The organism is Prosthecobacter sp. (genome assembly GCF_044378005.1).
Classification (GTDB): Bacteria; Verrucomicrobiota; Verrucomicrobiia; order Verrucomicrobiales; family Verrucomicrobiaceae; genus Prosthecobacter.
On sequence record NZ_JBILYB010000079.1, the window covers coordinates 1 to 12908 of the forward strand.

A 12908-nucleotide genomic window follows, 5' to 3' on the forward strand; every position below is an offset into this window, starting at 1 on the left:
GAAAGTGAGGCGTCTGTCCGCATTCGGGAGCTGTGGTATTCTTTACACGCTACAAGCTCGTAACGCAACGCCCGGCCCTCTCCCCAAATCAAGGGAGAGGGCCCCCTCCCGGATAAGCACTCCAGCTCAGTTTCGATGAAAGCAAATCCGCCCCATTTCAATTCCTCCCTGAGCCGCAAGTGGGTGGCCGCCACGAGTTTAAAAACTGGTGCCTGAACGCCGCCCTCAAGCTCCAGCGCACCAAGGCCTTCGCTCCATAAAGCCTGCACCTGCTGAGAATGCCTCAAGCGTCTGCGCGGCTGAAGACCAGCACATGATGCTGCGCGAAACGGTCCACCACATGCGCCTTGGAAAAGCCTGCGGCCTCGGCCATTCGTGTCAGATCCGCCAGCGTCTCGGGGAAATCAAAGGACGCCACGTGCGCACAGGCCTGCTCGAGTTCATCCGGTGGCACCGCCGTCCAGCTCGCACGCATATTGCCGAGGTAACCATCCAGGTAGTGCTCCCGCGATTGGCCCTCCTCGCGCACGACATCGACCATGATCAGCACTCCGCCGGGGGAAAGCCGACGCGCAGTGGCATGGAAAAGCTGCTGCTTATCTTCAGTGCTCAGATGATGAATGGCGAAACTTGAGAAGATGACGTCAAAACAACGATCTTCCTTTTGCAGCGCCTCCAGCATGTCCGTTTCATGCCAGCGTACGTTGGGCAGACAGGAGAGCTTGAGCGCCGCCTCTTCCAGTGCCACGGCGGAGAGATCCACACCATCGTAGCTGGCCGGAGGATGAGCGTGGAGGCACGGTGCCAGGAAGCGCGCATTGCCACAGCCGAGATCGAGCAGTGAATACTCACCTCGCTGCCGCAGCAGATCCGACACATGCGTATAGATCTCCCGATGGAACATGTAGTTCTTCTCGGAGATCGCGTCGTAGAGCGTCCAGGTTTTGCGGAAGAGCGTGGTTTCGTCGTCCTGCGTGCTGAGTGTCGTCATGAGTGCAAAAGAAAGCAGGCTGATCACTCCACCCGCACGGCTGCGCAAACCATTTCCAGCACACGATTCAGCGAAGCAGCGCCCGAACCTTCCTGAAAGGCATTGCCGGGGATTGGCTGCCAGTTATCCCGATCATGCTTCTGCTCCGGCTGTGGGATGCGGGTCAGAGTCGGGTCATACTGGCCGTCTTTGCCGCCGAGCTTGTAGATCACGAGATCCAGCGATGGCACGACATAGAGGCAGAAACCGCCCGCTCCGCTTTTCCAAAACGCATCCTTCGGCGCTCCGGCCACATGCCCGTCCTCATTGTGCTCCCACTGGAGGCTGAAAGGCGTGTGCGGGTTGTAGGGGCTCCAGGTCTGGCACTTCTTGATGTAGGCAGGAGGTACGAGTTGTTGATCCTTCCACTTCCCACCCTGAGCCAGGCAGTAGCCAAAGCGCATCACATCCGTGGCATGAAGCGCTGTGCTGCCCGCGCCGTTCGCGTGCGGCATCACGAAGTCACCGCGATGCAGGCAGTAATCCCACGCACCCCAGCCCTGCGGTTTGGCGAGGCGTTCATGAATGAAATCCTTCAGTTCCATGCCGCTCACATTGCGCAGCACGATGCTGGCGATGTGTGGCGAAGGCGACGAATACGAGTAACCCGACCCCGGATCACACCACAGGGGCACATTCAGGGATGAGGCATCCAGATCCTTGATGTTCTGCCCCGGCACTGGCTTGAGCTGCTTCGGCTTCGGGTCGCCTTTCACATAGCCGGTTGGCGTTTGTCCCTCGCCCCAATAACCACCTGTCATGCACAGGAGCTGCCCCAGCGTGATCTCCGCCTTGCGGGGATCATTCAGCGGGAAGGCCTGCGGCAGATACTTTTCAGTAAAGACCTTCGTATCGAGCCCCTGCGGGATCTTGTCCTTAAACTCCTCCAGCATGATCCCGCACGCGATGCTGCAAAAGCCCTTGCCCGTCGATGCCATGTCGGGATTCGCATTGCGGCTGGCGCGGCCAAAATAGCGCTCAAAGCAGAGGTAACCCTTGTGAACTACCACGAGCCCGCCATTGCCGGTCGAGCGCTCCGTCATCGTGTAGGCAGGCTCCAGCTTGCTCAGATCCATGCCAGCCTTGTCGCGAATCTCTTTCTCCGTCTTCGCCTCGCGCCAGCCGCCTTCGGCATCAGGTGGCGGGAAGTAGATGTCTGCGGCTTGGACAGAAAAGGCGAGACTTAGAAGGAGATGGCGAAGCATGGTGGTGGGAAAGAGAAGTCAGGATGTCCTCGAAGGACAGTGCAAACGCAGCGTGAGTCCTGCCTTTTTATCCTTTCCGTCGTTTCGGTCCTTCGCTAAACACTTCCCCATGCCCGAAGAACCCACCACTCTCTCCCGCCGTCATGCTTTGAAATGGCTCACCGGCACTGTCGCTGCACCGATGGCACTCTCGGCAGCTCCAGGAGAGACCGAGCCCGCTCCGCCAGCCCACTTGGCGCGCTACACGATGCATGACCCGGACTACACGAAGTCTGCCACAGGACCGTGGGACCGCGTCATGACGCCTGAGGAACTCAAGACTACGACAGCTCTGGCGGATCTACTTTTACCGAAGGATGCCAATGGTCCCGCCGCCAGCGAAGTCGGCGTGCCCGAGTTCATCAACGAATGGATCAGCGCGCCTTACGACACGCAGCGCGAGGATGGCGAAGTGGTGCGTGGCGGTCTCGCCTGGCTGAATACGGAGAGCTTCCGCCGTCACGAAAAGCGCTTCGACGAACTCACGCTCGATCAGCAGAGCGGCATCGCCGATGACATCTGCGATCCGGCGAAAGCGAAACCTGAGCACCGCATGGGCACCACCTTCTTTGCCAAATTCCGCCAGCTTTGCCTCGGCGGTTACTACACGCACAGCTCCACGTGGAAGCAGCTCGGCTACGTCGGCAACATCTCCCTCGGCGGCCCCTACCCAGGAGTGCCGCAGGACGTGATCGAGAAGTATGGTTTGCAGGATGTCGCGTAGGGTAGGCTTTCTAGCCTGCCCTCCCATCAAGCATGAGGCCCGCGAATGCGGTGCAGCCCCAGCATCTGCCGCACGACGGCAAACATGTCGCCAAGCTTGCCCCAGTAAGGTCGCGATGGCGTGAGCACCGTCACATCCCCCTCCGGGAAGTGAGCGCGCAGACTACTGCTAGGATGAACAAGCACGCGATTGCCCACGAATTCGAGCAACGGGATGTCGGCGGAGCTGTCGCTATACGACCAGCAGTGGAAACGCTCTTCTTCCGAAAGCGCGGCCACACCCGAGAGCCGCTGGCGCATGGCGGCGATCTTGGCCTCGCGTTTGTTGTTCGTGCCGATGATGGGCGGACGCAGCGGAACCTCGTCGCCAATTTTAAACTGCGTGGCGATGCAGTGATCGAAACCGAGCACTTCGGCGATTTGATCTGCATAGAAATCAGGACTTGCCGTGTTCAGCACGAGCTTCCGGTTCTGATGCTTGTGGCGGAGGATCTCCGCACGCAGCTCGGGGTAAATCCAGGTGTCCACACAGTCATGCGCAAAGTCCCGCGCCAGCTTCCGCAGGTGCGCGCGCTTCATGCCGGCGAGGTAGGAAAGGAAGGCCCGCTTCGTCGTCGCCGTGCTCACGAGTCCGACCGCGCGCCCCAGTGCAAACGGGATGAACCAAAGATGCAGCACGATCCGCCAAGGATGCCGACGCAGCACAAAATTGCAGAACAGCGCCTGCGTATCAAAAGGCAGCAGCGTGTGGTCGAGATCGAAGAAGGCGTAGCGCATGAGGGAGGCGGGAGAAGGCAGGTCAAGAGGTCAACGGTCAAGCCTTGTTGTCCCTCACTTGTAGTCCTCCCCATTCAAGCTGCGCGCCACGCTTTCCAGCCAGTTCTCCAAGGCTTCCTGCATTTGTGGCACGCGCTCGGGCTGCTCGGCGAAGAGCACGCGGCTTTCGTCAGGATCGGCGCTGAGGTCGTAGAGCTCCCAATCGACGTCGCCGGTCTTCTTGTCCTCGATGCGATGCAGCTTCCACGGCCAGTCCAGCCAGGCCGAGTGGCCGGGAAATTTGTTCAGCGGCACCGGCTCACCGATCTTGCCCGCATCGGCGGCGAGGCGCAGCGGATCATTGGGTTCCTCTCCACGCGCCTGAGCGGCGAGGAGATCGCTCATCCACACGTCGGATGGCGTGCCGATACCCTTCGCGCCGCTATCCCAGAAGCCCATCGGCTGCATACGCTTTTTGACCTCGCCTTTGAGCAGAGGTAGGAGGCTGATGCCATCCAGCGGCGGTGCTTTCCTGGGCTTCGCATCCACGATGTCGAGCAAGGTGGGCAGGATGTCTGAGGTGATGCACGGTGTGTTCACCACCTTGGGTTCGGCGAATTGCGCGGGCCACTCCAGCAGCGCGGGCACGAGCAGACCGCCTTCGTAGATCTTGCCCTTGTTGCCACGACGTCCGCCGCTGGAGCCGATCTTCGGCAGCGCGCCATTGTCGCTGCAATACCAGAGCACCGTGTCCCGCTCGATGTCGAGCGTGCGGAGTTCATCGCGCAGGCGGCCAAACGCGCGGTCCATCGCCGTGATCTCGCCGTAGAAGTGCTGCTGCGCTTTTGGCAAACCTTCATACTGCGCCGCGTCCGCCTCCAGCGCTTTGTGTGGCCCGTGGGGCGAACCAAACCAGACGACCGCGAGGAAGGGCTTCTTTTCCTTCGCGCAGTCGCGGATGAAGTCGATGGCCACGGCGGCGGTGATATCGGAGCTGTCGCCTTTGAACTGCGTGGCCTTGCCGTTCACACTGAGGATGGGATCGAGATCGAAGAAGTTCGGCGCGGAGACCCACTGGTCGAAACCACAGGCACCTGGGCTCACCGCGCTCGCCTTTTGCACCGAGCCGAGATGCCACTTCCCGAAATGCCCGGTGCGGTATCCCACTGGCTTCAGGACCTCCGCCACCGTGATTTCCTGCGGCCGGATCGGATGCCCCCAGGAAAAGACGCCGTAGCGGTTCGGCGTGCGGCCCGTCATCACGCTCCCACGCGTCGGCGAGCACACCGGTGCGGCGGCATGAAACTGGCCAAAGCGCACCCCAGACTTCGCCATCGCATCAAAGTTCGGCGTCTTGAGATACGGATGCCCGTTGTAGGCCATGTCCCCCCAGCCCTGATCGTCCGCCATCACCAGCACGATATTGGGTGGTGTCGTCGTGACAGCCTGAGCAGTCAGCACCGCAGCACAAAGGAAGGTGAGAAGGGATTTCATGCCGTGAGCTTAATCAGGAGCGACTGGCACTGGCAAGCTTTGTGCACGGCAGGCGTCCTGAAAAGGTTCCACGAATGTTGAGGATGCACTCTGGTTCACGGTTCGTGATGTCACCGTCTGGAGCGCCGCCATCTGACGGTGGTTTTCTTCTTTCCGAAGTTGCCCGGAGACAACCCGATGAACCAGGATAGTCATGCACAAAAAACGGCTGCCAGTCGCCTGGCAGCCGTTTTGAGAATGGAATGGGAGAGGATTACTTCTCGATCTTCAGAAGCTCGACCTCAAAGATGAGGGTCTCACCTGGGCCAATGTCAGCACCTGCACCGGCGTCGCCATAAGCGAGGTCGGAAGGGATGTAGAACTTGAACTTCGAGCCGACGGACATGAGCTGGAGGCCTTCGGTCCAGCCTTTGATGACTTCCTGTACGCCGAAGGTGATCGGCTCGCCGCGCTGCACGGAGCTGTCGAAGACTTTGCCGCTGGTGAGGGTGCCATGGTAGTGGACGTTCACTTTGTCGGTCGGCACGGGCTTGGCTCCGTCGCCTGGCTTGACGATTTCATACTGGAGACCGCTGGCGGTGGTCTTCACGCCTTCTCGCTTGGCGTTGTCGGCGAGGAACTTGGTGCCGGCGGCCTTGGCTTCGACAGACTTGGCGGCGGCTTCTTTGGCCATCTCCGCCTGGATCTCGGCCATACGGCTCTGCATGTACTTTTCAAATTCACCCATGGCAGCTTCGAGCTCGGCCTGAGGATACTTGGATTCCTTGCCAGCGACGACGTCGCGGATGGCACCAGCGAAGGTATCGACATTGATCTCGACCTTCTGCTGTTTGAAGTTTCCGCCGATCTGGCGGCCGATGAAGTAGCTGACCTTTTCCATGTCAGGCTTGGCGACGGGGGCAGCGGGGGCGGCGGCGGCAGGTTTCACGGCTTCTTGGGCGTTCAGGGTGGTGGAAGCTGCGAGGGCAGCCAGGGCGAGGCAGGTTTTGAATTTCATAAACGGGCGGCGAGACTCAGGGTGAAGTTTGAAATGGTCAACCGAAGAAACTGGCAGTTATACGCCCCAGAAACGGGCTTGAGCCGCCGCGCAGTCTTGCCACCGTGCGCGCCCTTATGTCCGCCATTCCATCCCAATTCGAGAACATCACCGCCGTCACCAAAGCCAATGTCTATTTCGACGGCAAGGTGGTGAGTCACAGCATCCTCTTTGCCGACAGCAGCAAGAAGACGCTGGGCCTGATCTACCCTGGCAGCTATCATTTCGGCACGGACAAAGCCGAGCGTATGGAGATCGTTGCGGGCACCTGCGAGGTGAAGCTGGACGGCAGCGAGGCCAAGACGACCTACACGGGCGGGCAATATTTCGATGTGCCTGCGAAGTCGGGCTTCGACATCGCCGTGGCGGACGGCATTTGTGAGTACATCTGCTCGTTCATCGATTAACCGAAATGGTCACTTCGCGGTGGCCTTTCCCCACTCTTCCTTCAGCACGGGAGTCAGGATCTCCGTCCACTTCGCATAGCCCGCCGGGCTGAGGTGGAGGAGATCATCGACGTAGTATTTTCGGATGGGCTGACCTTTGGCATCCGCGAGGTAGCTGGTCGTATCGACATAGCGCACCCAGTCTTTGCCCTTGGTCCACTCGGCGAGCTTTCGATTCAGCTCATGCACCTGTGGCATCTGGGTGAGGCGCTTGATGGCGATCTTCACGGAGGTCACGACCACGCGCGTCTTCGGTGAGCGCTCGTGGACGAGGTTCAGGAACTTCGTGTAATCTTCAAAGGCCTCCTGCACGCTGAGCTTGGCGTTCAGATCGTTGCTGCCTGTGTAGGTGACGAGCACCTTTGGCTCATGGCGAAAGACGACGGTGTCGGCATAGACGATGAGGTCATTTGCCACGCTGCCGCCGAAGCCGCGATTCAGCACCGGCAGATCGGGGAAGTCCTGCTTCAAGGTGGTCCAGCGGCGGATGCTGGAGCTGCCGGTGAAGACGATGCCGCCCTTCTCAGGCTCCTGCTTGGCAAAGACGGCGATGTCTTTGGCGAAGCGCTCGGGCTTCGGACGCGGGGTCGCGGTCTGAGCATTGCTGCCTGCTGTAAAGAGAATGAACAGCGGAAGGAAAAGTGCGGTGGAAAGCTTCATGAGAGTGGCTGGTGAATCTGGAGTTGTTACCCATTGACCCGGCCTTGACCAACCAAAATCCACGAGGCGGTCTCTGCGCCCATGATTTGGCATATCGTGCCTTGGATTTGTCCAGGTTTGCGACCGCAAGGTTCTTGTCGCGAAAACGGCGAAGTTGTGTCGTTAGTGAAGGTGATGAAGCCACCCTTCGCCCTTTTCCTGCTGCTCACTGCCTCTGCCCAGGCCGTCGATTTCAATCGCGACGTGCGTCCCGTGCTCGCCCAGCAGTGCTTCACCTGCCACGGCATGGACGACCACGGCCGCAAAGGCAAGCTGCGCCTCGATTTGAGTGAATCGGCTCACGGCAAAGGCAAGTCCGGCGAAATCGCCATCGTCCCCGGCAAGCCGGATGCCAGCGAAGTCGTGAAACGCATCCTCTCCACCGATGAAGACGAGGTCATGCCGCCGCCGCACACGAAGAAAGTCCTGTCAGAGAAGGACAAAGCCACGCTCAAAGCCTGGATCGCCGAAGGGGCAAAGTACGAGGCGCACTGGGCCTACTCTCCGCCGCAGCCATCCAAAGATCCGAAGGCCAGCATCGATAACTTCATCCGCGAGCGTCTCAAAAAAGAAGGCCTGAAACCTTCGCCAGAAGCGGATGCCTACACGCTCGTCCGCCGTGTGTATCTCGATCTCATCGGCCTGCCACCCACGCCCGTCGAAGCCGACGCCTTCGTCAAAGCGTCCGACTCGTCGGACAAGTCTGACCAGTCCGACAAAGCCTACGAAAAGCTCGTGGACTCGCTTCTGAACTCCCCCCAATACGGTGAGCGCTGGGCACGTCGCTGGCTCGATCTTGCCCGCTACGCTGACACAAACGGCTTTGAAAAAGACCGCCCACGCCAGATCTGGCCTTATCGGGATTGGGTCGTTCGCGCCCTCAACGACGACATGCCCTTCGACCAGTTCAGCATCAAGCAACTCGCTGGCGACATGCTCCCCAATGCCACGCCCGACGACCTCATCGCCACCGGCTTTCATCGGAACACGATGCTCAACGAGGAAGGCGGCATCGACCCCAACGAATACCGCTTCTACGCCATGGTGGACCGCGTCGGCGTCACCGGCACGGCATGGATGGGCCTCACGCTGAACTGCTGCCAGTGCCACACGCATAAATACGACCCTATCCTGCATACGGACTACTACAGCGTCATGGCGCTGTTGAACAACGCCGACGAGCCGACGTATCACATTGAGACGCCAGAGGTCAAAGCAAGGCAGGATGAGAACGTGGTCAAAATCGAGCAACTGGAGAGGTCATTGTCATCGAAGTTCCCCGGTGGAACTGCGGCGATGGAGAGCCGGTTTGCCAATTGGATCGCCGAGGAATCAAAGGCCGCTTCGAAATGGCAAATCATCCTCCCCACGGCCATGAAGACCACGATGCCGCATCTGGAGGAGCAGCCTGACGGCTTCATCCTCGGCAGCGGCGACATCTCGAAGAGCGATGTCTATGATTTGAGCTTCAAAGCACCGATCAAAGGCGTCACCGCACTGCGGATCGAAGTCGCCAGTCATCCAAGCCTGCCGAATGACGGCCCAGGCCTCACCAACTATGAAGGCCCGCTCGGCGGCTTCTTCCTCAGTGAACTGCAAGCATTCCAAAACGGCCAGCGCATCAAAATCGCCCGCGCCGAGGCCACGAACGAGGAGGAAGACGATAAGATCAACGATGCCGCACCTGCAGCCGCAAAGTCCAAGAAGGCCGCACGGAAAGCCGCCTCGAAAAAGACCAACACCGCCAGCGCCGCGCTCGATGCGGAGATGTCCAGCGGCTGGCAGGTGCTCGGTGGCATCGGTGTGCAGCACGCCGCCGTGTTTCATTTCGAGCAGCCCATTGATCTCACCAGCGGTTTCGATTTGAAGATGCTCTTCGAAAAGCACTTCGCCTGCCCGCTCGGTCATTTCCGCCTCTCCGTGACCACCAGCGATCACGCCGAGGCCACCGGACATCCGTTTGAAGTCGAGAATGCCCTCGCGACCGGCGATCAAACGAAGCGCGAGGCCATGCTGCGCACCTTCCTGGAAACCGCGCCCGAAATGAAGCAAGCCTCCGCGCAACTCGCTGCCTTGCGCAAGAACCCACCACGCGGCCAGCCTACGCTCGTCATGAGCGAGCGCCCGGCCACGAATCTACGCGCCACGAATCGCTACCATCGCGGTGAATACCTCTCGCCCAAGGAAACCGTGCCGCCCGCCGTGCCCGCCTTCCTGCCCTCATTGCCGAAGGATGCGCCAGCGAGCCGTCTCTCTTTCGCGAAGTGGCTTTTCGCGCCCGAAAACCCGCTCACCGCCCGCGTCACGGTCAATCGCCAGTGGCAGGCGTTCTTTGGTCGCGGACTCGTGAAATCGCTCGAAGACTTCGGTTATCAAAGCGAGCCGCCGTCGCATCCCGAGCTACTCGACTGGCTCGCCGTCGAGTTCGTGAAGCAAGGTTGGAGCCTGAAGAAGCTTCACAAGCTCATCGTGATGTCGCAGACCTACCGGCAAGCAAGCTCGCTCGTAGTTCGGCCTTCAGGCCGTTCAGACGGGCTAAAGCCCGAACTACAAGCAGACACCGAAAACATCCTGCTCGCTCGCGGCGCACGTTTCCGCCTCGATGCCGAGATCATCCGCGACTCCGCTTTGAAAGCCGCTGGCGTTCTCTCGCCGAAAATGGGCGGTCCCGGCGTCTATCCGCCGCAGCCTGCCAGCATCACCTCCGAGGGCACCTACGGTAAATTTGAGTGGAAGACCAGCGAGGGCGAGGACCGCTACCGCCGCAGCCTTTACACCTTCACGAAGCGCACCGCGCCCTTCGCCATGGCCACCACCTTCGACGCGCCCACCGGCGAAGCCTGCCTCGCCAAGCGTGATGTCTCCAACAGCCCGCTGCAAGCCCTCACACTGCTGAACGACCAGATGTTCATGGAAGCCGCTAAAGCCATGGCCAAAGCCGTCATCGCCGAATCCCCCGACGACGACTCCCGTCTCACCAACACCTTCCGTCGCTGCCTCACCCGCCCACCCGCGGCTGAGGAACTGACCATGCTCAAAACCTTCCTCACCAAACAACGCGCCAACAAACTCGACGGCGAAGCGCTGTGGACTTCGGTGTGCCGTGCGGTGCTGAATTTGGACGAAGCGATTACGCATCCATGAAAACTTTGCGACGATCCCTGTTCACTCTGGCTGCTGCTGGCATTGTCGCAGCTTGCGGCAAAAAAACCACCTATCACAATCCTCCATCCATGAATTGGCCATCACTCACACAATTTGAAGCCGTAACCAAGCGAGCAGCTAATCAAGACGACGTTTCAGCAGGACGTGCTGTTTTCGTCCTTCAAGATGCCGGGAAACCAATTGGTGAACCAATCGACATAGTTTTGCCCCAATATGCACTCCATATCGATGAAGAGGCGAAAACCAAGAGCCCCTGCATTCTGATCCAAGCTGAACATGCCCGTGGTCAGCGAATTGGTGGGGCAGTCATGTTGCCTGACGAGACGCTCATGGCCGGGACACTTGCTGAGTTTGAACTCCTCGGAGAAGCGCCACCACAAGAATAGCTATTGAAGCAACTTCAATGACTGACACCGCCGCGTTTATGAACACCCTCAACATCACCCGCAGACACTTCTTCAACGATTGCGCCGTCGGCACCGGCAAGATCGCGCTGGCTTCGTTGCTGGCGGAGTCGGCTTATGGAGCGGCGAAGAGTCCGAATGTGGCTGCGACCTCGCATTTTCAGCCGAAGGCGAAGGCGGTCATTCATATGTTCATGGCCGGTGCGCCGTCGCAGCTCGAGCTGTTCGATCACAAGCCGATGCTGACGAAATATGAAGGCAAGCCGTTGCCGCCTTCGGTGATCGGTGGGCAGCGTTATGCGTTCATCCGGCCGGACGCGGCGGTTTTGGGGCCGCGTTTCAAGTTCGCGAAGCATGGGCAGTGCGGCGCGGAGCTTTCGGAAGTGTTGCCGCATTTGGCGACGGTGGTGGACGACATCGCCATCGTGAAATCCTGCCGTACGACGCAGTTCAACCACGCCCCGGCGCAGATTTTCATGAACACGGGCTTTTCGCAGCCAGGCCGTCCCAGCATGGGCTCGTGGGTAACGTATGGTCTCGGCGCGGAGTCGCGGGACCTGCCGAGTTTTGTCGTGATGAGCACCGGCAGCGGCATCAGCGGCGGCGCGGCGTGCTGGAGCAGCGGCTTTTTGCCGAGCGTGTATTCCGGCACGCGTTTCCGCAACACGGGCGACCCCATTTTGAATGTCAGCACGCCGGAAGGCATCACGCCCGACACGCAGAAGGACACCATCGACCTCATCAACTCGCTCAATCATCGCCGCCTCAAGCTCGACGGCGATGGCGAGACGGCCACGCGCATCGCGAACTACGAGATGGCCTACCGCCTGCAAACCTCCGCGCCGGAGCTGATGGACCTCACGAAGGAAGACGAGGCCACGCTGAAAATGTATGGCTGCGATCCGAAGGTGCCGTCCTTTGCCCGTGCCTGCCTGCTGGCACGGCGGATGGTCGAGCGCGGCGTGCGCTTCATCAACATCTACAATGAAGGCTGGGACGCGCACAGCAACGTCGAGGGCAACGTGCGCAACAACTGCAAGAACACCGACCAGGCCAGCGCCGCGCTGATCAAAGACCTCAAACAGCGCGGCCTGCTCGACAGCACGCTCGTCGTCTGGGGCGGTGAGTTTGGCCGCACGCCGATGGTCGAGGCCAGCGTGTCGCTCGGCCGTAGCATGGGCCGCGATCATCACCCGCAGGCCTTCACCATGTGGATGGCTGGCGGCGGCATCAAAGGCGGCGTCACCCTGGGCGCGACGGACGAGATGGGCTTCAACATCATCGAAGACGAAGTCCACGTGGCCGACATCCATGCCACGATCCTGCATCAGCTCGGCATGGATCATGAAAGGCTGTCCTTCCGCGCTGCGGGTCTCGATTTCAAACTGACGGGCGTGGAGCCGTGCAAGGTGATCAAGCAGATCCTCGCATGATTTCCGCCACCGTCGTCCAAGGCCACCGCGTCGCGTCCGGCTTGAATGGCAATCCGCGCTTCCCTGGTGGCACACTGCGGATGCAATTACCCTTCTTCCGCGAACTCGGTCTCGACTTGAGCGGCTATCACCTTGGCACGCTGAACGTCAGCATTGCGCCGCTGAGTTATCGCCTCGTGCAGGCGAAGCTGACCTTTCGGGATGTGAAATGGCATCCGACCGAGCCAGCGGAAGACTTCTCGTTCTTCGATGTCATCGTTCATCGAAATGATGCGCCTCCGACGAGTGGCCTGATCTACTTCCCGCATCCTGACACGAAGCCGGAGCATTTTCAGAACCCCGATGTTCTCGAACTACTGCTGCCTTGGGTGGAGGGTTTGGAGTATGGCCGAAAGATCCAACTCGAAGTTCCATGCGAGCAGATGTTGTTTGAGCACGGGTGAGCTGACATGGTAAAAGCAGATCTGCCAGAGCAGAA

The 12908-nt window shown here is 59.9% G+C and carries 12 protein-coding genes; 6 read left to right on the plus strand and 6 right to left on the minus strand.

Annotated elements, in window-relative coordinates; genetic code table 11:
• Positions 1-283 precede the first annotated feature (283 nt).
• Positions 284-991: a class I SAM-dependent methyltransferase gene (locus tag AC6FTP_RS15365; RefSeq protein WP_497207798.1), complete on the minus strand. Its 708-nt coding sequence runs from the start codon at positions 989-991 to the stop codon at positions 284-286.
• A gap of 23 nt (positions 992-1014) precedes the next feature.
• The gene (locus tag AC6FTP_RS15370) at positions 1015-2235 is read right to left on the minus strand and encodes a serine hydrolase domain-containing protein (protein WP_497207799.1); all 1221 of its coding nucleotides are present in this window, start codon (positions 2233-2235) and stop codon (positions 1015-1017) included.
• A 109-nt stretch (positions 2236-2344) separates the two neighbouring features.
• On the opposite strand from AC6FTP_RS15370, the gene AC6FTP_RS15375 reads away from it, so the two are divergent.
• Positions 2345-2998: a gluconate 2-dehydrogenase subunit 3 family protein gene (locus tag AC6FTP_RS15375; protein ID WP_497207800.1), complete on the plus strand. Its 654-nt coding sequence runs from the start codon at positions 2345-2347 to the stop codon at positions 2996-2998.
• A 26-nt stretch (positions 2999-3024) separates the two neighbouring features.
• On the opposite strand, the gene AC6FTP_RS15380 is transcribed toward AC6FTP_RS15375, so the two are convergent.
• The 3 genes from AC6FTP_RS15380 to bamJ form a co-directional block, all read right to left on the minus strand.
• The gene (locus tag AC6FTP_RS15380; RefSeq protein ID WP_497207801.1) at positions 3025-3774 is read right to left on the minus strand and encodes an HAD family hydrolase; all 750 of its coding nucleotides are present in this window, start codon (positions 3772-3774) and stop codon (positions 3025-3027) included.
• A 54-nt stretch (positions 3775-3828) separates the two neighbouring features.
• Complete coding sequence (locus AC6FTP_RS15385) at positions 3829-5247, minus strand: sulfatase-like hydrolase/transferase (protein WP_497207802.1); 1419 nt, start codon at positions 5245-5247, stop codon at positions 3829-3831.
• A 253-nt stretch (positions 5248-5500) separates the two neighbouring features.
• Positions 5501-6244: a BamJ family beta-barrel-assembly machinery protein gene (bamJ, locus tag AC6FTP_RS15390; RefSeq protein ID WP_497207803.1), complete on the minus strand. Its 744-nt coding sequence runs from the start codon at positions 6242-6244 to the stop codon at positions 5501-5503.
• Between the two features lie 116 nt (positions 6245-6360).
• Here bamJ and ppnP point away from each other — a divergent pair, with 116 nt between their 5' ends.
• Complete coding sequence (gene ppnP, locus AC6FTP_RS15395) at positions 6361-6690, plus strand: pyrimidine/purine nucleoside phosphorylase (protein WP_497207804.1); 330 nt, start codon at positions 6361-6363, stop codon at positions 6688-6690.
• A 9-nt stretch (positions 6691-6699) separates the two neighbouring features.
• Here ppnP and AC6FTP_RS15400 read toward each other — a convergent pair whose 3' ends face one another.
• Positions 6700-7389 (minus strand): GDSL-type esterase/lipase family protein, encoded by a 690-nt coding sequence (locus AC6FTP_RS15400; RefSeq protein WP_497207805.1) that lies wholly within the window; start codon positions 7387-7389, stop codon positions 6700-6702.
• Positions 7390-7563: 174 nt separating this feature from the next.
• On the opposite strand from AC6FTP_RS15400, the gene AC6FTP_RS15405 reads away from it, so the two are divergent.
• From AC6FTP_RS15405 to AC6FTP_RS15420, 4 genes are read left to right on the plus strand one after another with little or no spacing between them, the layout of a single operon-like run.
• Complete coding sequence (locus tag AC6FTP_RS15405) at positions 7564-10572, plus strand: PSD1 and planctomycete cytochrome C domain-containing protein (protein WP_497207806.1); 3009 nt, start codon at positions 7564-7566, stop codon at positions 10570-10572.
• On the plus strand, positions 10569-10979 hold the full coding sequence (locus AC6FTP_RS15410) for a hypothetical protein (RefSeq protein WP_497207807.1): 411 nt from the start codon (positions 10569-10571) through the stop codon (positions 10977-10979). The genes AC6FTP_RS15405 and AC6FTP_RS15410 overlap by 4 nt, the downstream gene beginning before the upstream one ends.
• A gap of 38 nt (positions 10980-11017) precedes the next feature.
• Positions 11018-12430, plus strand: coding sequence for a DUF1501 domain-containing protein (locus AC6FTP_RS15415; protein WP_497207808.1), 1413 nt, complete (start codon positions 11018-11020; stop codon positions 12428-12430).
• Complete coding sequence (locus AC6FTP_RS15420; RefSeq protein WP_497207809.1) at positions 12427-12873, plus strand: hypothetical protein; 447 nt, start codon at positions 12427-12429, stop codon at positions 12871-12873. Before AC6FTP_RS15415 ends, AC6FTP_RS15420 begins: the two co-directional genes overlap by 4 nt.
• The last annotated feature ends 35 nt before the right edge of the window (positions 12874-12908 follow it).